General features: G+C 46.6%; 15 protein-coding genes. 7 read left to right on the forward strand and 8 right to left on the reverse strand.

What is annotated here, in order from left to right; translation table 11 throughout:
• Window positions 1–76: 76 nt before the first annotated feature.
• Entirely contained in the window at window positions 77–2398 is a 2322-nt protein-coding gene (locus tag GK108_RS07700; RefSeq protein WP_163945253.1) for a glycosyltransferase family 4 protein, read from the forward strand.
• A gap of 94 nt (window positions 2399–2492) precedes the next feature.
• Window positions 2493–3986 (forward strand): glycoside hydrolase family 130 protein, encoded by a 1494-nt coding sequence (locus GK108_RS07705; RefSeq protein ID WP_163945256.1) that lies wholly within the window; start codon window positions 2493–2495, stop codon window positions 3984–3986.
• Between the two features lie 522 nt (window positions 3987–4508).
• Here the strand turns inward: GK108_RS07705 and GK108_RS07710 are convergent.
• Both GK108_RS07710 and GK108_RS07715 read right to left on the reverse strand, forming a co-directional pair.
• Entirely contained in the window at window positions 4509–5981 is a 1473-nt protein-coding gene (locus GK108_RS07710) for a SusD/RagB family nutrient-binding outer membrane lipoprotein (RefSeq protein ID WP_163945258.1), read from the reverse strand.
• Window positions 5982–6053: 72 nt separating this feature from the next.
• On the reverse strand, window positions 6054–9275 hold the full coding sequence (locus tag GK108_RS07715; RefSeq protein ID WP_163945262.1) for a SusC/RagA family TonB-linked outer membrane protein: 3222 nt from the start codon (window positions 9273–9275) through the stop codon (window positions 6054–6056).
• Window positions 9276–10744: 1469 nt separating this feature from the next.
• Here GK108_RS07715 and GK108_RS07720 point away from each other — a divergent pair.
• The 3 genes from GK108_RS07720 to GK108_RS07730 all read left to right on the forward strand — a co-directional run bounded on the left by GK108_RS07720 (window position 10745) and on the right by GK108_RS07730 (window position 13541).
• The gene (locus GK108_RS07720; RefSeq protein ID WP_163945265.1) at window positions 10745–11266 is read left to right on the forward strand and encodes a hypothetical protein; all 522 of its coding nucleotides are present in this window, start codon (window positions 10745–10747) and stop codon (window positions 11264–11266) included.
• Window positions 11267–11340: 74 nt separating this feature from the next.
• Entirely contained in the window at window positions 11341–11796 is a 456-nt protein-coding gene (locus tag GK108_RS07725) for a hypothetical protein (protein WP_163945267.1), read from the forward strand.
• A 101-nt stretch (window positions 11797–11897) separates the two neighbouring features.
• The gene (locus GK108_RS07730; protein ID WP_317166494.1) at window positions 11898–13541 is read left to right on the forward strand and encodes an ArnT family glycosyltransferase; all 1644 of its coding nucleotides are present in this window, start codon (window positions 11898–11900) and stop codon (window positions 13539–13541) included.
• Here the strand turns inward: GK108_RS07730 and GK108_RS07735 are convergent.
• The 3 genes from GK108_RS07735 to meaB all read right to left on the reverse strand — a co-directional run bounded on the left by GK108_RS07735 (window position 13498) and on the right by meaB (window position 17212).
• A complete protein-coding gene (locus GK108_RS07735) occupies window positions 13498–14970 on the reverse strand; it encodes a PQQ-dependent sugar dehydrogenase (RefSeq protein WP_163945272.1) in 1473 nt (490 codons plus the stop codon). The genes GK108_RS07730 and GK108_RS07735 overlap by 44 nt on opposite strands.
• Window positions 14971–15029: 59 nt before the next feature.
• A complete protein-coding gene (locus tag GK108_RS07740) occupies window positions 15030–16100 on the reverse strand; it encodes a plastocyanin/azurin family copper-binding protein (protein WP_163945275.1) in 1071 nt (356 codons plus the stop codon).
• A gap of 116 nt (window positions 16101–16216) precedes the next feature.
• The gene (gene meaB / locus GK108_RS07745) at window positions 16217–17212 is read right to left on the reverse strand and encodes a methylmalonyl Co-A mutase-associated GTPase MeaB (RefSeq protein ID WP_163945276.1); all 996 of its coding nucleotides are present in this window, start codon (window positions 17210–17212) and stop codon (window positions 16217–16219) included.
• 364 nt (window positions 17213–17576) lie between these two features.
• Here meaB and GK108_RS07750 point away from each other — a divergent pair, with 364 nt between their 5' ends.
• On the forward strand, window positions 17577–18122 hold the full coding sequence (locus tag GK108_RS07750) for a YceI family protein (RefSeq protein WP_163945279.1): 546 nt from the start codon (window positions 17577–17579) through the stop codon (window positions 18120–18122).
• A gap of 70 nt (window positions 18123–18192) precedes the next feature.
• On the opposite strand, the gene GK108_RS07755 is transcribed toward GK108_RS07750, so the two are convergent.
• The 3 genes from GK108_RS07755 to GK108_RS07765 form a co-directional block, all read right to left on the reverse strand.
• Window positions 18193–18876, reverse strand: coding sequence for a 2-C-methyl-D-erythritol 4-phosphate cytidylyltransferase (locus tag GK108_RS07755; protein ID WP_163945281.1), 684 nt, complete (start codon window positions 18874–18876; stop codon window positions 18193–18195).
• 58 nt (window positions 18877–18934) lie between these two features.
• Entirely contained in the window at window positions 18935–19978 is a 1044-nt protein-coding gene (gene queA, locus GK108_RS07760; RefSeq protein WP_163945283.1) for a tRNA preQ1(34) S-adenosylmethionine ribosyltransferase-isomerase QueA, read from the reverse strand.
• Window positions 19979–20095: 117 nt separating this feature from the next.
• Window positions 20096–20458 (reverse strand): hypothetical protein, encoded by a 363-nt coding sequence (locus GK108_RS07765; RefSeq protein WP_163945285.1) that lies wholly within the window; start codon window positions 20456–20458, stop codon window positions 20096–20098.
• 353 nt (window positions 20459–20811) lie between these two features.
• Between GK108_RS07765 and GK108_RS07770 the strand changes: the two genes are divergently transcribed.
• The gene (locus GK108_RS07770) at window positions 20812–21825 is read left to right on the forward strand and encodes a gluconolaconase (RefSeq protein WP_163945289.1); all 1014 of its coding nucleotides are present in this window, start codon (window positions 20812–20814) and stop codon (window positions 21823–21825) included.
• Window positions 21826–21863: the final 38 nt, after the last annotated feature.

The raw sequence follows: 21863 nt of genomic DNA on the forward strand, positions 1-21863 counted from the left end.
GATTAATAGTTAATGAACCGTGTTCCCGGTTGCCTGTTGAATTTCTGATTCTGGGCTTAACAATTACTCAACGGCTATGACAACGCATGCAACTGATTCGGTTGTTTGGACCCACAACCCTAAAAATGTGGCCTTTATTGGCGATTACCTTCCTCGGCAATGCGGCATCGCTACGTTTACTTCTGATCTTTATAAGTCCTATAATTCATTCATACCTAACTCCAGAGCAATGGTTGTATCGGTAAACGATACCCAGGAGGGTTATGATTATCCAAGTGAAGTACGATACGATTTCTATCAGCATGATCAGGAAGCCTACCGAAAAGCGGCTGAGTTCCTGAATGCAAAAGATACGGAAGTTGTTTGTCTGCAACATGAATATGGCATTTTTGGAGGGCCAGCAGGAAGTTATATCCTAACGCTTCTGCGTAACCTCACCATGCCCGTTGTAACTACGTTTCATACTATTCTGAAAAACCCGAATGAAGAACAGTTACTGGTCCTGAAAAGCATTGCTGATCTTTCTTCGAGGGTGATTTGTATGTCGGAGAAAGGCCGGGATTTTTTGATCAATATCTACGAGATACCCGAAGAAAAAATCGACCTGATTCCGCATGGTATTCCCGATATGCCATTTGTTGATCCGCATTTCCACAAGGACCGTTTCGGCATGGAAGGCAAACAAACTCTGTTGACGTTTGGACTTTTGTCGCCAAACAAGGGTATTGAAAACGTAATTCGGGCGTTACCACGTATCGTAGAACGTTTTCCGAATCTGGTCTATATGGTTCTGGGAGCTACCCATCCTCACCTGATCCGTCATGAAGGAGAAGCGTATCGGGATAGCCTTACCAAACTGGCTGCTGACTGTGGGGTTCTTGAGAATGTTCGGTTCTATAATGAATTTGCAGAGCTGAATGATTTGCTGGAATACCTGGGTGCCGCCGACATTTATATTACACCTTATCTCAATCCTGCTCAGATTACGTCAGGAACCTTATCGTATGCATTTGGTTGCGGCAAGGCAGTTGTATCGACGCCCTACTGGCATGCAGAAGAATTACTGGCCGATGGACGTGGAGTGCTGGTTCCGTTTGGGGACTCAGACGCCATTGCCGACCAGATCATTAATCTACTGGCCGACGAGCCCGCCCGTCATGCTATGCGTAAAAAAGGGTATATGATGGGCCGCGACATGATTTGGGAGCGCGTCATTCAGGAGTATGCCGGATCGTTTGCTAAAGCCCGTCGCGAGCGGATGAGTACAATCAATAATCAGACGCCATACGATATGGGTGGTAACGGTAGTTCGGCCTATAAATTACCGGCTTTACGGCTGGATCATCTCTTCCGCCTGACCGATTCTACCGGGATTGCACAGCATGCGCGCTTTCATCTGCCTTTTTATGAAGAAGGCTACTGCACGGACGATAATGCCAGAGCACTGATTCTTGCGCTTATGGTCCAGGAGGCCGGTTTGGGAAGTCAGAAACTAGCGCAGGCATCCGATGATTATTGTGCTTTTCTAAATCACGCTTATACGGACGATTATCGACGCTTCCGCAATTTTATGAGCTATGATCGTCGCTGGCTCGAAGAGGTTGGTTCGGACGATAGTACCGGACGTACTATTTGGGCATTAGGCGTTTGTATTGGGCGAGCCGTTGATCGAAATACGTCTACCTGGGCTATGAGCCTTATGGAAAAAGTACTGCCATCCGTCACGGATATGTCGTCGCCAAGAGCCTGGGCGTTTGCCTTACTTGGTATTTATGAATATCAGAAAAAATTCAACGACGACCGTCTGGCGAAAACCATTCAACGGCAGTTACTGGATAAATTAATGTTCCGTTACACCGAAACGGCAACCGATGAGTGGCCCTGGTTCGAAAACGTACTGTCGTATGATAACGCCGTACTGGCCCACGTACTAATCCGATCCGGTGTGTCGCATTTAGCTGAAATAGGTTTAAAATCGTTACGTTGGCTGGTGGATTTGCAGACGTCTGAACGCGGTCATTTTCAGCCTATCGGTTCCAATGGATTCTACACAAAAGGCCAAACTCGGGCTTATTTTGACCAGCAACCGTTGGAAGCGCAGAGCACGGTTTCGGCTTGTCTGGCGGCTTTTGAGCTAACGGGCGATGAGCAGTGGCATCGGACTGCCATTCGGGTATTCAAGTGGTTCTCTGGTTTAAATGATTTAGGGTTGCCCCTGTACGATACGCAAACGGGCGGTTGTCGCGATGGTTTGCATATTGACCGGGTTAATCAGAATCAGGGAGCTGAGTCCACATTGTCGTATCTCCTGGCATTAGCCGAATTATATAGTGTTCAGAAACAGCGGAAAGAAGTTAAATCCGTAAATGTCGCTATTTCTTCACTCGTAAACGGATAAGAATTAAATAATCGGATCGTTGACTGATTGAATGTAAGCGTAATCGCCTAAATTCAACCAATCAACGATCTGATCATTTAGTAACGTAACATAGATGAGTATAAAAGCAACTCGTACTGGCATTGTGCTACGGCCCGACCCTACACGTGTTCTGTTTCGCCCATTTGAACTAGGAGGCACCACTCGCACATTAAAAATTATTGCTCGGGTTGGCGGAATGACCGACGAAGAAGTAGCTCTGAAACTTGACGAAGTTATTCGGGAATTTGGCGGACGTCACTACAAACTGGAGCGTTTTTTATTACAGCGATTTGAGCAGATTAAGCCGCAATTGCTGACTGATGAGCCCCTGACATTGGAGCGAAAGCTGCTTTTAGGGGCTTATTTTACAATGGAGTACTCGCTCGAATCGGCGGCTCTGTTTAATCCCTCCATGATCTGGCATCCCGATCAGACGAACGTCCCACCGGGCTATAAACGATTTATTCTAAGTCTGAGAGCTACCGGTGAAGGACACGTATCGTCGATATCCTTTCGGATGGGGTATATTGACGAAGAAGGTAAAATCGTGTTGCGCAAACCATCACGCTACGTTACGTCGCCCGAAATCGTCCCCAATCATCGGTTCAACCGGGCCCAGTTCGAGCGGAAACTCTACGAACTTCGGCTCGAAAACAGTATTCAGGAAAAAATGATGATCGGGCTGGGCGACGAGTTTAGTTTGCCCGAACTCGAACAGCAAATAAAGCGCGTTTCTGCTCAGTATCGATATAATGCTGAGTACGAGACCATTGCCAGTGGTTTGCTGGCCTTGGCAAAGTCGAATTATGAAATTCACTTCGAAGAAGACCAAAGCCTCGACGAACGTTGTATTTTCCCTACCTCGCCTAATGAAACAAATGGAATTGAAGATGCGCGGTTTGTGCAGTTCACCGACGATGACGGCGAAGTAACGTATTACGCTACGTACACTGCTTATAATGGTCGAGTTACCTTTCCTCAATTGCTCGAAACTAAGGACTTTACGCATTTCACCGTCAGTACGTTAAATGGGGCCGAAGTATCAAACAAAGGTATGGCGCTGTTTCCAAGAAAAATTGATGGACGCTACGTCATGATTTCCCGTCAGGATGGCGAAAACATCTATCTGATGTATTCTGAAGACCTGTACTTCTGGCAAACAAAAGAACTTCTGTTAAAACCGACGTATCATTGGGAATACGTCCAGCTAGGAAACTGCGGATCGCCTATTGAAACCGAAGCCGGTTGGCTGGTGTTGAGCCACGGCGTAGGGCCTATGCGTAAATACGCGATTGGTGCCTTTCTGTTAGATTTGAATGACCCCAGTATTGTGATTGGCCGAACAACAGAGCCCTTACTGAGTCCGGACGAAAACGAACGGGAGGGATATGTGCCGAACGTAGTGTATAGCTGTGGCGGATTAATCAATGGCCGTGAACTGATCATACCCTATGCCATGTCTGACTATGCCAGCAGTTTTGCTACGGTAAATGTCGATGAATTACTGGCTGAACTCACCAGCAAAAGTAAACCGGAAACAATCACCTCAACGGAAACGATTTCGTAATTGAATAGAGTCTGAAGGCAGGTTTATAATAAATGCATTCGGGCAAGTAGAGGCAGCTTCTCAAACCTGTCTTTACTTGCCCGAATGCATTTATTTTTTTATTAATTTGTATTTGAAATATATTATTTGATTTACTTGTTGGGCTAATGGTTCCAGTCTGGATTCTACGTACCGCAATTGTTGTTTGCATAATAACTATTTTCTATCTTTTTTCTACCATCGGGCAATATGAGATTCATACAGTATATGCAATAAGTGCTACTGTGTATATTGTTTCTGTTGTTGGTTTTTTTCTGTATCTCCAACGATTTTTCGGAAACTGGCGAAAATCATTACCCATTACGTTGGGGTTGGTTTTATTTAGTATTTTGGTGTGGCTGTTAATTAAAGAATAAAAGCAGAAAGGGTTATTTTAGGTATTTCATTCACTAGATTCTAGCGCTCGATGAATACCTAGAGGACAAAACAAAAAGAGGGGGCCGAAAGTATCGGCCCCCTCTTTTTGTGTAGAAAGACAGAACGCTATTTCTTATCCCACCATACACGGGTGTACTGATCATCTTTACCCTGACTAGCTGTTACGGCGGCATAGTTAGCCGCGTTCAGCGTCGTTTCGGTTACAGGGTAAGCCAGACGACGAGGTATATCAGTTCCACCATTTAGCGGGCTTGGCGATGGTTTCAGGGTTGGATAACCGGTCCGGCGCCATTCGCTCCAGGCTTCAGTACCCTGGAAGAAAAGAGCGACCCAACGCTGATTGCTGATCAGCTCGATTGCTTTAGCGTCCGTATAGGCTACGTCAGGCTGCGCGATATACGTAGCGAACGTAGCATCCGAAAACGCTGAGCCCAGCCACTGCTGCATCGACGCTTTAATGGCCGATTCGTACAACGTTTTGGCATCGCCCGCTATCCAGCCCAGTTTAGCCGCTTCAGCCTGCGCAAATAGCACCTGGGCGTAAGTCATCAGGTTGACTGGGGCCGTTTGGGCGCTAATTGCTGAACCAGCCAGCGAATAATCCTGCGCTTTACCGGGAGCCGGGAAAACGCCATAGGGTGCTCCTACGATTTCGCCCTTAAGATTTGGCGCGGCATAAACAGGTAAACGCGGATCACTCAATTTTTTGAGATAATCGACAAACGTACTGCTCAGTGCGAAATCCTTACGGTTCGACCGAACATAGTTGGCGTACAATGGATTCTCGTTGTTGGCATCAGCCAAAAACTTGTACTGTACATTGTCGGCGTTAGATGCCAATACACCATCGGCCAGAGCAGCCGCAAATTCGGCTTTTCCGGTGGCCGGATCAACTTTCGACAGACGTAGCGCAGCAATCAGACGTAACGAAGCCGCAAACTTTTTCCAGCGCGTAGCATTGCTCGACAACAGGATATCGCCTGATACAGTCGCTCCGCCATCGAACTGAGCAGCCGCAGCCTTCCATTCCTTAAACAGGTCTGTGTAGATAGCCTGCTGCTTGTCGAAAGCGGGCGAGAAATTCTGGTCACCTTTCAGTGCCTGCGTGTAGGGAATATCGCCCCACCGATCAGTCATGAACTGATAGATGTATGCCTTCAGAATACGGGCAATCGCAATCTGATTAGCATTAGAGCCATACGTAGCAGCGCCACCGCGTGTTGCCTCATTTGTATTCTGATCAATTACCTGCTGGAGGTCTACCAGTGCGCCCGTATTAGCGCCTGACCCCGAAGCGCCGTAAATGGTATTGTAGCTAAAGTTGATGGTTTTATACCGCGAGTCCTCAATGTAGGTAACATCAGAAAACTGTTGTACGTACAGAGCAGGAGCGATATTAAAGCCACCAGGACCAACCTGCGAGTTTAACGTACCAACGACGCGTTCGGCACCGGTCATCAAACTGGCTGTATTCGGAAATAGAGCGCTGTTGGGGCTCACGTTCATATCCCCAAAATCATTGCAGGCAACGGTTGTTACCAATAGGCCCGCAAGAAGCGTGTATGTATATCCTTTCATTGTTTCTTACTATCGTTTTTAAACGCACAGCTCATGTATCCTATTCGGATAAACTCTGCTGTTTTTGTTTGTTTAGAAGCCTAACCGAACGTTAACACCAAATGAGCGAACAGGAGGGAGCTGACCACCTTCATACCAGATCGTTTCTGATTCGGAAATGTCGATACCACCACCCACAGCGCTATAGATCAGCAATGGATTCCGGGCAATCAGTGAGATATTGACTGATTTAGCCCACTTGTTGATCAGGCGGTTTGGCAGGTTATAGCCAAACGATACCTCACGTAGTTTGATGTAGGTTTTGTCGTAGATCCAACGCTCGTTTAGAGCAAACAACCAGCCCTCATACAGGTTCTGAGCATCTACACGCGTGGTGTTTTGCTTACCATCTTCGGTTACGCCATCCAGCAGAACGCCACCGCCAGTAGATGGATCGTCACGTAGTGGTTTGCCTAATTCGTTCAGACCAGCAGTTTCAGCAGCCAGACCTGAGCCAGCATTAAACATTTTAGTCGTCGAGAAGAATTTACCACCAACCACAAAATCGGTGTTGACACGTAGCGTCAGGTTTTTGTACGAGAACGTATTCAGCCATCCACCCTTGAATTTAGGCAGTACGGATCCCAGTTCTACGTTGTCCTGTTTGATATAAAGACCTGCGTTAGCTCCGCTGCCGTAAACCATTGGACGACCATTAGCATCTTTCTGAATACCCTGTCCAACGAGTAAGCCCCAATCCTGACCGGCGCGTGCATTTAGGGTCAGTGTCCGCCACTGTGGGCCATCGATCTGGTAATTGGTTAAGCCACTGGCCAGTTCCACAACCTCCGTACGGTTCCGGTCGGCATTGATATCGAATTCCCAGTTAAATCCACTCTGCGAACGAACTGGATTAGCATAGATATGCAGCTCCAGACCCGTCGTACGAATCAAGCCAGCATTGACTACGGCATTCGCATAGCCACTGGTTGGGGCTACCGGCAGTGGAATAATCTGGTTCTTGTTATTGTTTTGGTACGCTGTAAGCTCCAGACCAATTCGGTTATTCAGGAATTTAAGGTCAATACCGCCTTCAACTGATTCCGATAAGCCAGGCTTAAGGTTTGGGTTTGGAAGGGTACCGGGCAAAAAGGCCGTTGGCTTGTCGCCATAAGGCACACCGGCAGTATAAGCCAGTGCTGTCTGGTAAGGTCCTACGTCTGTACCTACCTGTGCATAACCCGCCCGAATTTTACCATACGACAGAATATTGTTCTTGGCAATGAACTCGGTGAAAATCAAGCCACCCGATATCGATGGATACAGGTAGGAATTATTAGCCTTAGGCAGCGTTGATGACCAGTCGTTACGGATCGATGCTTCCACAAAAACGAAATCACGGAAACCAAGACTTACGTTGCCAAATACGCTATTTACCTGACGCTCGAACAGGTAGTTATTCGAGAGCGGTCGGTTGATCGACGCAGCGATGTTGTAGAAGCCAGGTGCTGATAAACCGCCCTGCGTAGCCTGGAACAGAACGTCCGTACGGTTGTAACGAATGTTACCACCTGCGTTGGCAACTACCGAGAGGTCTTTGAAGTTCTGGTTGTAGTTTACCAGGACTTCGTAGTTGTTTTCGCGGCTGTTTGTATTCAGCGTAGAGAAGCCACCGAGGCCACCTTCGTTCAGGGTACCAATGGCAATACGTCCCTGCTGATAATAGGCATTCTGATCGCGACGTACCGTAGCCGACGCTTTCAGTGCAGGCGTGAATTGATACGTCAGGCCAATGTCGCCAAATAACCGGTCACTGCGGTTCGTGTTCGTATTTTCATACGCCTGCGTGTAGGGGCTGTCCCAGTATTTAGGATGAGGATCCGTTGGGCCGCCAATGTTCCAGCTACGGAACGTACCATCCGGGTTTTGGTAATTCCGAAGGTCATCCATCTTTAGCTGACGTTGGAACCACTGGTTAAACATACCCATTGTCTGGTTATACCCATTCAATACGCTGTTGCTAATGGTCAATGGAGAGCCTGTTCCTGTCAGGCCGCTGTTTTGCGGAGACGTACCGCCTGATGATCCGTATCGGTCAGCGGGCTGGTTTTTTGTGTTAGTTGATGTATAGTTAATATTCAGATTAGCCGTCAGATTCTTGGCGAATGTAATGGCATTCTTAGCACTGATGTAGTCCCGAGTTTGTGATGAATTTGGAATAATACCATTGTTGATGATATGCGTGTACGAAATACGCGACTGAAACGCATCGGTACCTCTCGAGAAAGCAATGTTCGTGTTATTGCTCACTGGCTTCTCGAAGAACTCGCGCACATTGTTCGGTTGTGGCGAGAACGGCGTTAGCTGGCCAAACTCAGGCCCTTGCTGCCAGGAGAAGGCCGACCGGTGTGGCGAGCCATCCATGCGAGGTCCCCAGCTTTCATCGGCCGAGTAATCCAGAATTTTTTGTCCATTGAACGATGACCATGCCGCCGGGTGGATTTTTGGATCGTACTGGAAGGTTTCCCACTCCTGCGAATAACCACCACCGTATTCATTCTGATACTTTGGAAGCAGAGCGACCATATCGAGCGTAGTGCTGTGATTGATATCTAACCGCGTTTCACCCGACTTTGCACGTTTGGTCGTGATAACAATAACCCCGGCTGAAGCCCGGTTACCATACAGGGCCGTAGCTGAGGGGCCTTTCAGAACAGTCAGATTTTCAACGTCATCCATGTTAACCTGACTGATGTCGGTAGGTGTGCCATCTACTACGTATAGTGGATCACCACCGCTCAGGGAGTTTACACCCCGAATCCGGATGTTCGGATTTCCGAATTTAGCACCCGACTGACCCAATACTTGTACGCCAGCAATCTTACCGGCCAGCGCATTGCCTACGTTCTGATCCCGTGCGAAGTTTAGCTTATCTGATTTTAAATCCTGAACGGCGTAGTTCAACGCCTTCTTCTCGCGTGAGATCCCTAGAGCTGTTACAACCACTTCCTGCAACTGCGAAGCATCCGGATTCATTACTACGGAAAGCGTTGTGCGATTGCCTACCGCAATTTCCTGACTTGTAAAGCCAATAAAGCTAAATACCAACGTCGAGTTGGCTGGGGCGTTGAGCTGGAACGACCCGGAAGCATCTGAACTAGTTCCGCGTGACGTTCCTTTAACGGTGATGTTAACACCGGGAAGCACTGATCCGTCCTCTGCAGACGTGACCTTACCGCTGACTGCAATATCCTGCGCCAGCAATGGCAGTGCGAATAAACACAGCAAGAGCTGTGTTAATAGAAGTTTACGCATAAAAAAAAGTTTAAGTTAAGAAGTGCTTTAAAAAGCAATTAAGAGCAAAGGTATTAAAAGAAATCTTTATTAAATAGGTGTTAAATTTTGTCAATATTTCATATGTAATGTATTTAACTGAGCTTTCTTGTTTTTTACCAAATTCTCTTCGCTTATTCTGCTTTTTCTAACTATTTGAGGTGTTTTTCGTAAGATAGATTAGACCTAAATCAAGCGCTTCTGAAGCCTGATTTATTTAAATAGAGACCGTTTGTTAATTTTATGAGGAATTATTTAATTGAATTTTAATCTTAAATTAATTGAATTTTAATCTGTAATTAAAATTCAATAGTCAGTATTTTTGTGGTAACTTGCAGATAATCAGTGGTATAGATTGGTAGATTTTCGGTAATTTGGTATTGGCTTATAGAGGGATTTAAAAGTATTTAGGAGATTATACTTACGAATAAATAAAATAGGCTTTATTTAAGTAATATCGAATAAGTCAATTCTATTTATCTATTCTTTTAACAAAAGGCTATGTGCTTTTTCGTTATTAATATATTCTTTTGTGATATGTCGTTCAGTAGGTGTAAGACGATTTGTTTTAGTTTTCATTTCTTAAGTATTTTTGCTTATGCATGTGAATCTCATTCTGCATACTATGTCCTAAAATAATGGCTAGTTTTTTGCGATTAATATAGGTACTATCAATATGTTTTATTCTATTTATATTGGGTATAAAAAAGAAATAACCCTCCCCTTTTTATTGCTTAAATCGCGGTAATACCAAGGGCATAATTTAGCTTGTTTGCATCATGCTCTAGTATAATTGCTACCATACATACTCTCCAATAAGACTGCAAATACAGGTTTGATGCCTATAAGATGGATTAGTAGAATGCATTGCTTTTTACCGGAATGCTCTATAATAGCTAGCAGAGAAAGAGGGTAGTCAATGACTAATCGACAGCTGGTAGAGCAGATCGACTAAAATGGAGGGGGGAATTGTTGTCAAGCTAGTTGTCAGATGATTTTTGCTGATACATCTGCATAAAAAAAGTGGGCCAACATGGTCAGCCCGCTTTTTGCATTACGCTTTATCCAACTATTAAATTATTGCTAGTATGAAACGCTTTAAAAATAGCGTTAACAAATATCTGTGGCTTTGATAAGCTGATAATGAGAACACAAAGGAACTTAGTCCTTTTGTAAGCTCACTATACCGCCGAATAAATAATACTGAAAAGAGGAAATTTATTGTGTTTTTCTACTTTTAAATTGTTTTTTATTGGGTAGATTAATTGTCTATGTTACGTGTATTTATTAAGCGGTGGTCTGGGTTTTGTTTTGCTCTTTCTTTGATATATGCCATTAATTATGATGCTGTTCTCATGTATTAGCCCCGGACCCTATACTTGAGTAAGTGAGAGATAAGCTAAACTTTTTTAGAATTGACGAGTTTTTAAGAGAGTAAATGACTCAACGCCATGAAAAACGACACGAAGGACGCAAAGCGCAATGGTGCACAAATAAGCGGTCGGACCGAAGGCCCCTTCGGTTCTGATGGTGCAGACATTGATCGTCGGAAAGAAGATAACAAACATTGGGAGGACCAGGAAAATTCGGCCAATGGGCTCGATAGCCAGCAGGTGAGGGGCGGACAGGATGGCCGTAACGACCGGGCTATCGGTAGTACCGATATGGATAGTAAAAATGGTATTCTTCGGATGGGCGACCAGACAAATAGTACCATGGAGGTTACTCAGGAAGGTCTTGATAGTGCCGTAGAAGGTCAGGATAAGACGAATACTGCTATGGTAGACGTAACAACCAGCGGTCCTGACGATTACGCTTCTGCCGATCAGGTGGGGACTCCGGAAGCAGAGAAAGAGGCTAAAGAGCAGAATAATGAGGATGAGTCACCGGAACAGGCTCCCCAATCTCAGGTTGATACTGATGGTGATGTTGCCCAAACGGGAACAGATCTAAATAATAAGCCTACGTATTAACTGGCAACACCCAATAACGGACAGCGATTCGACGCTGGCCATTTTACCAACTCAACACTAAACTAATCAACGTTATGAGCGTAAGTAGCAAAATCCGCAAAGAGAGCACCGAATCTTATGCAGCACGTCAAATGCATAGCACGATGGGAATTGCTCCTGAGTTAGCACAATTGAATGACAAGAATCTTGATAATGAACTTCCTTCACGCGTAGCGTCCAGTCGGGATACCGATGTACCCGGTGACGTAGCGGCAGCAGAGGCTCGGGCCACCGAAGAAGATGAGCCATCGGCGGCCGATGTTGAAGAAGCCAGACGAGCCTCATGGGGGCAGCCTGCTTTACCCGCTGATGCTGAAAATGCCACAGTAGATAAAGAAGATCCTATGACGGCCTACCAGCCACCCAATCAGGAAGCTAGCCTGCTAAACGATCAGGAAGTTCCAGATGCTGACTGGAATCGAAGCACAAATGATGCTGCTATACCAGCTACGCGGGCCAATGAACCTGATCGGACATTGGGTAATTCGTAAGTAAGAAATTCGATAAAAGTGAAGGGCGAACCAATGGTTCGCCTTTTTTTGTGTCAAAATGTAAACATAAAGTATCTGTGAGGCATAGTTCTGAAACAAAAGTGCCAAAGATTTTAACGATAAGCGGTTGGCCCGTGCTGATTATCGGCTTATTCATCATAGCCGTATTTTCGTATTTAGGCTATCTGCCAATCGATACCAGCTCCGATGAACCAAGGCGGGCTCTAGTCGCTCTTGAAATGATTTTGTCGGGCGACTATATCACGCCAACCATCAACGGGGAATTGTATTTCAATAAGCCTCCTTTTTATAACTGGGTTATTATCGCTTTTTATCGACTTTTAGGTAACTACTCGTCCTTTACGTTACGACTCCCAATGGCTGTTTCTCTGCTTCTTTTGGGACTGACTATTTTTTTTTTCGTACGTAAATATGTACCAGCCCGGAAAGAAAGCGCATCTGCTATAGCGTTCGTGGTCGCCATGATGGTATTAACGAATGGACGAGTGCTTATTTACGATTCGCTCTGGAGTTCAATCGATATTCCATTTGCCTGGCTGACGTATTTAGCTATGATGTTAGTGTACCATTTTGAGCGCCGGGGCAATTATTGGGCGCTTTTTCTGGCAACGTACGCGCTAACAGCTATTGGTTTTATGACAAAGGGGTTACCCTCCCTTGTTTTTCAGAGCTTTACGTTGCTAAGCTGGTTTGTTTATACAAAGCAATTTCGTCGTTTATGGCATCCGGCTCATTTTGCTGGCATTGGTTTATTCCTGCTTATCGTAGGAAGCTATTACTGGGCATACTTTAGCCGGAATCATATCCCACTGAGTAACGTAGCGGACGTACTGTTTGAGGAAAGCACCAAACGAACGGTCGTTACGTTCGGAGTAGTCGAAACAGCGCTCCATTTGCTCACTTTTCCCTTCGAGATGATTTATCATTTCGTACCGTATATGCTGTTGCTGGCGCTGCTTGTTCGCGCTAACAGTTGGGCAGTGCTACGTACCAATTCCTTTATTGCGTTTAACGTAGTGGTTTTTCTGGCCAACATATGGGTCTACTGGTCGTCACCACAGGTTTATGCCCGATATCTCATTGGCCAATTACCGCTGGTTTTTACTGTTTTGGCGTATTGCTACTACGAACTCAGCTCTCCCGACGACACGTCCCGTAAATGGATCGAACGAATCTGGTTAGGGTTGAGCCTTTTGGTTACGGTAGGGTGCTGGGTGGCGTTAGTTCACCCCAAAACGCGACTTATTGATGGAATTGGATGGAAAACGACAGCGGCTTTTTTGATGATGGCTATCGCCACCTGGGCGCTTTGGCAGGATAAGAATAATCGGCTTCGTCGTATGCTGTTGGTGATGATCGTTGTGCGGATCAGCTTAAACTGGATTGCCTTGCCGGGGCGGCTGGCTTCCCGCGTCTTTTACAAAAAGGAGTCCGAGCGTATTGCCCACGAAAGTTTGGGCGCACCGCTCTATGGCTACAAGGAAACGATTGGCAGCACAGGGGCCACGGATGTCAACTCGTTTCATATAGCCGCCTTCCGAGGAGAAATACTACGTTTGTCGAGTCGAAGACAGGCCGGAGCGTATTACCTTGCTGATTCGGTTAGTTTAGTGGGTGAACAATACGAGACAGTTGATACAACACGTCTGTTTGACCGACATCCGGCTAAACTGGTACGGTTTATTTCACCAACCGATTCAACGTATAGAAAACAGCATGATTAGCCAATTTCTGTCGACCGTTATTAGCAAGTAGATTGCCTAGCTTTAATTCGTAAATACGATTTATCTTCAGGTCATTAAGTGTTAGTGAAACCGTTTTGCGATCAGTGGAAAGCGTTACATCCGAAACCGAAACCGATCGGACATCTTTTTGCGGAGAACCATAGGCCTGATGATATTCGTAGTAATAACTGCGGCACTGGTAGTTAGCCAGATCGCGAGCTGCTGATTCGTCGAGCGGTTGGGTGAACGTAACGTCGAATCCGGTTGGCGTTAGTTTCATGCTGAGAATATCCAGCGGAACACCTCCTTTATACCGAATGCGTTGAATCCCCCGATCGCCAAGCCAGCCGTGGTCGGCCTGCCCGAGCCATAAGCTGCCATCTGGCGAAAAAGCCAGTCGGTTATTGCCGATACGTAACGGATTTTTACCGCCAGCATGATCATAAAAAGGAATACAGGCTCCCTGAATCTGACCATCAACTTCATCAGGAAGGATACGGATGAGCCGGGAAAAGTCCATCTCTCCTACAAACATCTGCCCGGCGAAAGGCCCGAATTTGCCGCCCGTATTGTCAGTGACGAGCTGAGTAGGCGAATGAGCAATCAGCTCATGTGGAAAAGCGACCGACTCCACCGTACGCATACTGTCGAGCGTGTGAACGGGTAGGGTAAGCGGGTCAATATCAGGAAAACCGTCTCGCCAGACCAGACTGGCTGGATGCCCATAAAATTTGCCTTCTTCTACGTGGTAGAGTTTGCTTGTTCCAAGCCAGTCGCCCTGATTGTCGGTAACGAACAGTCGTCCTTTGGCATCAAATCCAATACCGTTGGGCGATCGAAAGCCGCTAGCGAACGGTTTTACTGTACCATCGGGTGTAATTTGCATGACCCAGCCACGATACGGCACACAGGCATACATTCGTCCCTGGCGCCCTAAAGGATCGTATTTCCCGCGAACCTCGTCGCGAATACCAGCCCCATTCGATGCGGTGTTCAGACTGATATAGATGTTTCCTTTAGCGTCGCGTACGGGGCCGAATGCAAACTCGTGGTAATTGCCCGACATACCAAAATGATCCGTTACGGTCTCGTAACGATCGGCCACGCCGTCACCGTTTGTGTCCGTAATTCGGGTCAGCTCTGGCCGTTGCATAACCAATAGCTCCTGATTGCTGACGGCCAAAATACCCAGCGGATCGTGTAAGCCTTCAGCAAAGAGTTTCCAGGTTTTGGTTTTAGGATTATACAACATGATTTCACCGCGATGAAAGCAGGCTGCTAATCGCCCATCGGGCAAAAAGGTTAGCCCACCCGTTTCGGCTACCAGTCCCGGTGGTGTGGCAATGGTTTCTACGTCGTAGTAATCAGTAATCGTATCGGAAGGAGTCGAAAAAGATAGTAGGGTAGAGAGCAGGAAAGCGGCAAACATAAGTGAAACGACGGGGGATGCAGGATAGGGGACTATTGTTCTAACGTAGCATACTTCAATTATTGAGTCGATACGGTCATTGTAAACTGGCGTGTGCCGACCGGAAGCTTAACTTCGCCATGCTGTAGCCGGCCTACAGACGGCTTAAAACGGATACCGGGCTGAGCCGTGGCCAGGAACGTAACGGATTGCTTTGTTGGGGCAATCGTAAACGTTCGGATTAGTCCGCGACCCGTTGGCAGTGGTTTGATCAATTCACGAATCTCAACGCCATTGACAACGTAACGAAATTCAGGGTACCGGTTTATCAGTCTATAGCCTTTAAATTGTGGAGCGTCCGGCTGATTGGCACCCACTTTCCAGGGAAATCCGCCCGTATCCCGAAAATAAATCTCTCCAACAACTTTAGTAAACCGTTGCCCTTTTCCGTCCCACTGTTCCGTATTGTCGACAAAACCACCCGACCAGGCGTAACGCAGCCGACATTGTCCCGCATCAAATACATACGACTCTCCACCAGTGGGGGCTGGTAATCCTACGGCAATAGCGGCAGGACCACAATCGGGCATGAAGGTGCGGTAAACGGCTGGGAGTTGCAGCGGATAAGGATGCCCCGATTCGGCAGTATGATGATGAGCTGCTTCAGTAGTACGTTCCGGGTTAGGTATGTTTCTATCAGTTTCGGGAGAAGGCAGTAATTTCGGTGTGTTTGTTGCATAGATGATACCGTACATGATTGAGCCATGACCGGGGTACGTACAGACAAACGGGAAAGCGCCTTCGGTTAACGTAACGGTTAAAGAGTCTTTACCCCCTGGCTCCACGCTCGATGTGTGGGCCAATACGTCATCCATCATCGGGACATGATGCTGAGTGGGACCTTTTGCGCCTAATGCCAACGCAAATTCAACGACTCGTAGTCTTGAATTTGGGCGCGTGATGACCAGATTATGGGCCATATCATCCTTGTTCTGAAAAACAAGCCGCAAACGAGTGTTGGGCTTAAGCACAAGCCGCTTCTGGTCAAACTGCAGACCTCCCGATGCCGAGATGGTAATGAGCGTGTCGCGTTGAGCGATCGCCTGCAAAGTCGTCAGGAAAAGGCCTGCAAACAGGAGAAATCTGTCCATGTAACAAAGATAAAGAGAGCTGACCCAGATTGAGCTTTTCAGAAGTAGTTTAAGAGACACGCCAGCATTGAAAACGTGCCGAAGCCAGTCCGCAGGCTATTTTTTGCTAGTACTGATCAACTTTCTTCCGGGCTGCCTAACAGCGATTGAACGGCTTGAACGGGGAACAACGTACCGGCCTTGACCTGTTTTTCAATCGCTTCCAGTTTGGCCCGAATGGCTGGCTGCTTGAAAAAGCGACTATCCAGTTCATGCCGTAATAACGACCGAAACCAGGCTAGTTGCTGCTCATGCCGATGTGTTGTATGATAGCCACTCCGACGGGTCAATTGCTGATGCTCAACAATGGTTTGCCAGATGTGATCTATGCCATCGCCGGTCGTGGCCGAACAGGTCAGTACGGGTGGGTACCAGCCTGTGTCTGTAGGCGGAAAGAGGTGTAAAGCATTCTGATACTCCACTCTGGCCCGATTCGCGGAAGGGATATTATCGCCGTCGGCTTTGGTAATGGCCAGTGCATCGGCCAGTTCCATGATGCCCCGTTTCATGCCTTGTAATTCATCGCCAGCGCCTGCCAGCATCAGCAGCAGAAAGAAATCGACCATACCATGAACAACCGTTTCGGACTGACCAACGCCCACGGTTTCGATCAGAATAACATCGAACCCGGCGGCTTCGCAAAGGAGCAGCGTTTCACGGGTACGGTGAGCCACGCCACCCAGCGAATCGCCCGCTGGAGAAGGCCGAATATAGGCGTTGGGGTTCATCGACAATTGCTCCATCCGGGTTTTATCACCGAGTAAACTACCGCCCGATCGCTGGCTGGTGGGATCGACAGTTAGTACGGCCAACCGATGGCCAAGGCCAGTCAAATGAGCACCCAGTATTTCAATAAAGCTACTTTTTCCAACACCTGGCACCCCCGTAATACCAACCCGAGTGGAATTGAAATTGGTTGAACTCTTTGCCAGCACTGTAGATAAAACGTCCTGAGCCAATAGCTGATCGTCGGGATGGCGACTTTCAATGAGTGTAATAGCCCGGCTTAGCAGGAGCCGGTCACCTGCCAGAATGCCGTTAACGTATTGGTCACAAGAAAGTCGTTGACGCATAATTTAATTCAAGCCATAAAACGGGCGTATATAGTAACCAACACAACTCGTTGGTGAAAGCCAAAATGCTTCCTGTAAAATAAGCGACTGCGGCTCAGAAAACAGAGAATTAGCAGCGTTTCGACGCTGGAACTAATTGGTAAAGGCAACGTAGTGCAAACAGTTTGCTTTGAGTGAATAGCCGTTAATGTAAGAAAATGTTGACTAGGCGGTATCTCAAAGGATAGCGCTATCCTTTGAGATACCGCTATCTTACGCATACCAGGAGGTAGTAAGTTTGTGACAGCAATCACGAGATTGTGTGCTGCCGGTAGCCATGCTGTCGACAGAAAAGCAAATTTGTTCTATTAAAATGTAGTGTATCATGTCACAAACAACCTGGAATATCGATCCCTTTCACTCTGAAATACAGTTTAAAGTAAAGCACCTGGTTATTTCAACCGTTACCGGCTCGTTTAAGTCATTTAACGGGTCAGCCGTAGCGGATGGCGACGATCTGGAGAATGCGAAAGTAACGGTCAACATCGACGTGAATAGCGTTGATACGGGTCAGCCCGGCCGTGATGAGCACTTACGTAACGCAGACTTTTTTGAAGCCGAGAAATATCCTCAGTTCAATTTCGTTTCTACTTCCTTTAAAAAGAAAAAGGGCGATCTATATTCGTTGGTAGGTAATTTAACCATTAAGGGCATTACCAAAGAAGTGGAGTTAGAGGCTGAATACGGCGGTACCGAAAGAGACAATTGGGGCAATACCAAAGTAGGGTTTGAGGTGTCAGGCACCATTGATCGGAAAGATTTTGGCGTAACCTTCAACGCGCTTACCGAAACCGGTGGTCTGGCGTTAGGGGAGAATATTAAGATCCTGGCTAATATTCAGTTAACCAAAGTGCAGGAGGTTCTGGCCTAGATTAGCGATTGATTTTCATTATCCAGCAACGTAGCGCCGGAACGCTACGTTGCTGGATTTTTTTATGCCTTTAAAAACCTCTCAGATCGTCGGGCGTGGTGATTTTAATATTCTCGTATGAGCCCTCTATTAACGTAACCTGGAAACCTGCATATTCCACTACGCTGGCGCAATCTGTAAAAAAAGGTTGTTCGTCGGTCGCAAATGCCTGTCTGAATAAGTCCAGGCGAAAGGTTTGGGGCGTTTGAACAAGTCGGTACATCGTGCGATCTACGGCTTTGCTTCGTCCATCCTGATCAACCACCCGAACAGAATCTTTCACCGGCACACACGTAACGGCCGAGCCTGTCTGTGCGGCCACTTCATAGCTCGCCCGAATAATATCGGGCGAAATAAATGGACGAACGCCATCATGCACGGCTACGATCCCTGCTGAACTCATAATGGCCATTAATCCATTACGTACTGACTGAAAGCGGCTACTTCCGCCCGTAACGATTTGAATAGCCGGGTGGAAATGATGGGCTTCACAAAGCGAGTTCCAGGTAGACAGATCGCGGGCTGGTAGCACCAGAATGATCTGAGAGGCTGGAATAACAGCCAGAAACTGCTCAATCGTACGTTGGAGAATAGGTTTATCGCCGAGTAGCAGAAACTGTTTGGGTACGTCGGTTTTCATTCGGCTGCCACTGCCGCCTGCAACAATAATGGCAAAGTGTTGATGAGAAGAAGAGTCGGTGGGTTGATCAGCCATAAAAAAATAAGGGGTCAATAGACCCCTCAAAAATACGTACGAATCGACGGATGTTATTTTAAATAATCAGCATCGCGTCGCCATAGCTGAAGAAACGATATTTTTCCTTGATGGCTACTTCGTAGGCATGACGAATCAGCTCGTGACCCCCAAAAGCGCTTGTCATCATAATCAGGATCGATTCTGGCAGGTGCAGACTCGTCAGCAATGAGTTTGCAATTTTGAAATCGTAAGGCGGAAAAATAAACTTATCTGTCCAGCCTTCAACGGGCTTCAGACGGCTATTGGCCGATACTGACGATTCGATGGCTTTTAACGAAGTTGTTCCGACGGCGCACACTCGTTTACCAGCATCAAGAGCCGTATTAACGATCTGGGCGGCATCTTCAGGAATACGATAGTTTTCGGAATCTGTTTTGTGTTTGGTCAGATCTTCCACGTCTACCTGACGGAATGTACCAAGGCCAACGTGCAGCGTGATCGGGGCAAAGTGAATGCCTTTGATCTCCATACGCTTCATCATGGCGCGTGTAAAATGCAGACCGGCTGTAGGAGCCGCAACAGCGCCTACGTGTTCCGCAAAAACAGTCTGGTAAAGGTCACGATCAGACAGTTCAGCCTCTCGGTTGATTTCGCGGGGCAGTGGCGTTTCGCCAAGCTCATCAACGGCTTTCATGAATTCTTCATGACTGCCATCGAACAGGAATCGGATGGTACGGCCTCGTGATGTCGTGTTATCAATAACTTCAGCAACCAAATCACTATCACCGAAGTACAGTTTGTTGCCAACTCGGATTTTACGGGCGGGATCAACCAGGACGTCCCAGAGTTTCATCTCGCGGTTCAGTTCGCGCAAGAGAAAAACCTCAATCTTAGCTCCGGTTTTTTCTTTATTGCCGTATAGCCTTGCCGGAAACACCTTCGTGTTGTTAATAACCATCACGTCGCCGTCGCCGAAATAGCTTAACATATCCGAAAACTGCTTGTGCTCAATGGTTTTGTTTTTACGGTCGACAACCATTAACCGTGATTCACCCCGTTCAACTGGGTATTTAGCAATTAAACTTTCGGGTAAATCAAATTTGAATTCGGATAACTTCATGGTGTATCAGCACAGATAAAGAACAGCGCGTTTTGTGTAAAGGCCGCAAACATAGTGAAAATTCCGGAAAAATTTGACATCTATCCGGTATTTTTCTTGCAAATATGCGTAAAAGGTTTATTGCGCGGCTGGCGAGTTCGTAAGTGGCTCTACAGACCCTTGTGTATTGACATTAGCTCTGTCGGATATGTTAAATTTGGCCATTAATTCCGACGAAACTTCATTGGAATAAGTGCCCTGTGCGGATACAAAAACGCCCTTCATGCCACTATTGGTGGTAATGGCATACAACGTCATTTCATCGCCAGGGTCTGATGTGCCTTCGAACCGATGAAATTCATCGACGTTAAATTCTTCGCCACGTAATTTCGTTTCGGTGCTTTTTTCAATCAAGAAATCTTTTTTAGGAGCGAACTCGTGCGTATAACCTCGGTCCCGCAGGTCCTCCATGGCTTCAGTAAGGGTCTCAAAATGGTTCATAACATTGTAAGGATTTTTGTCTATATAGAACTCAAAACGGCATAGATAGTTTTCTCTGAGGCCAGCACTACGTCTTCCTGAGTTAAATAATGAGCTTAGGTCATCAAGTGGCAATAGATACTCGCATTGGGGCCTAAGAGCCGGTAAGATGGGCATCTGGATTGCTGAAAATGACGGAACTACGTTCTGTCTATAAGGTAGTGCTGTTTAACAGAAAGTTAGGTTTGGCCCTAATCTTGCTCATGCAGTATAGAGAGCTGAATAAGAATATACCTATGTTGTGAAAAATAAACAATTGCGCTGTCGTTATAGTAAAATAGTAAATAGATAAGTTCTCTTTAAGGAATATACCAATGACTATTTTTTGCAAAAAGATATCCTTCCTGTTCTTAATGGCGGGTAGTTTCGTCGCCTGTGATACCTACGATCCTGAGTTTAATGAAACGACGCTGCCAGAACGTATCACGTTCACGGCTCCTCGCCAGTATCCAGAGGGCATTGCCTATGCACCTTCCCTCGATAAATTTGTGATTAGCTCGATTACGCAGGGAAAAGTTGGGTTTGTTGATCAGAACGGACGTTACGAGGATTTTATTCAGCGAGATACGTCACTTATCAGTGCCATTGGTCTAAAGGTGTATAATGGAAAGTTATACGTTTGCAATGGCGACCAGGGGGTTTCTACCAAGAGCAAGGCGTCAACGACGCTTAAAACGGCCGGCCTATTTGTCTACGATTTAGCCACGGGTAATAACCTGGCTCGTTATGATCTGGCTGCGCTCTATCCAGACTCAAATCACTTTGCGAACGACGTAGCCTTTGATGACAAGGGGAATGCTTACGTAACCGATTCCTTTGCGCCAGTTATTTATGTGGTGCCTGCCGATACTACCAAACCACGGGTGTTTGTTCAGTCGCCGTTATTTGGGGGGACTACTGGATTTAACCTCAACGGCATCGTCTATCATTCCGACAATTTTCTCATTGTGGCCAAATCAAACGATGGTACGCTATTTAAGGTGAATTTAAATAACCCTAGTCTGATTAATCAGATTGTGGGGCCAGCTCTGCCGAGTGCTGATGGAATGGTGCTTCACGAAAACGATTTGTACGTAGTAAACAGCCGAAACCGGGTTACACGCGTACGGAGTGACGACAATTGGAGTACGTTTAAAATCGTTGAAACCGATTCGAATGGCTATGATCAGGCCACCACGAACGTAGTGGTAGATGGTCGGATCTTTACGTTGAATGCCAGAATAGGAGAGGTAGGAGCGGCAGTTTCGGCTAATAATCCGAATCAATTGCAGGCAAGCGAGTATAGCATTCAGCAGTTCAGGTCTGGCGTCCTGCAGAATAACCAATAAGCCTTAATAGTTTTCAGTTTATGGTTTGTAGTTTATAG

Source organism: Spirosoma terrae (assembly GCF_010435915.1).
GTDB classification, from domain to species: Bacteria; Bacteroidota; Bacteroidia; order Cytophagales; family Spirosomataceae; genus Spirosoma; species Spirosoma terrae.

Excerpts from the sequence above, each read along its gene's own strand:
- GK108_RS07700 (WP_163945253.1), top strand. The coding sequence starts at position 77 with ATGACAACGCATGCAACTGATTCGGTTGTTTGGACCCACAACCCTAAA.
- GK108_RS07705 (WP_163945256.1), top strand. The coding sequence starts at position 2,493 with ATGAGTATAAAAGCAACTCGTACTGGCATTGTGCTACGGCCCGACCCT.
- GK108_RS07710 (WP_163945258.1), bottom strand. The coding sequence starts at position 5,981 with ATGAAAGGATATACATACACGCTTCTTGCGGGCCTATTGGTAACAACC.
- GK108_RS07715 (WP_163945262.1), bottom strand. The coding sequence starts at position 9,275 with ATGCGTAAACTTCTATTAACACAGCTCTTGCTGTGTTTATTCGCACTG.
- GK108_RS07720 (WP_163945265.1), top strand. The coding sequence starts at position 10,745 with ATGAAAAACGACACGAAGGACGCAAAGCGCAATGGTGCACAAATAAGC.
- GK108_RS07725 (WP_163945267.1), top strand. The coding sequence starts at position 11,341 with ATGAGCGTAAGTAGCAAAATCCGCAAAGAGAGCACCGAATCTTATGCA.
- GK108_RS07735 (WP_163945272.1), bottom strand. The coding sequence starts at position 14,970 with ATGTTTGCCGCTTTCCTGCTCTCTACCCTACTATCTTTTTCGACTCCT.
- GK108_RS07740 (WP_163945275.1), bottom strand. The coding sequence starts at position 16,100 with ATGGACAGATTTCTCCTGTTTGCAGGCCTTTTCCTGACGACTTTGCAG.
- meaB (WP_163945276.1), bottom strand. The coding sequence starts at position 17,212 with ATGCGTCAACGACTTTCTTGTGACCAATACGTTAACGGCATTCTGGCA.
- GK108_RS07750 (WP_163945279.1), top strand. The coding sequence starts at position 17,577 with ATGTCACAAACAACCTGGAATATCGATCCCTTTCACTCTGAAATACAG.
- GK108_RS07755 (WP_163945281.1), bottom strand. The coding sequence starts at position 18,876 with ATGGCTGATCAACCCACCGACTCTTCTTCTCATCAACACTTTGCCATT.
- queA (WP_163945283.1), bottom strand. The coding sequence starts at position 19,978 with ATGAAGTTATCCGAATTCAAATTTGATTTACCCGAAAGTTTAATTGCT.
- GK108_RS07765 (WP_163945285.1), bottom strand. The coding sequence starts at position 20,458 with ATGAACCATTTTGAGACCCTTACTGAAGCCATGGAGGACCTGCGGGAC.
- GK108_RS07770 (WP_163945289.1), top strand. The coding sequence starts at position 20,812 with ATGACTATTTTTTGCAAAAAGATATCCTTCCTGTTCTTAATGGCGGGT.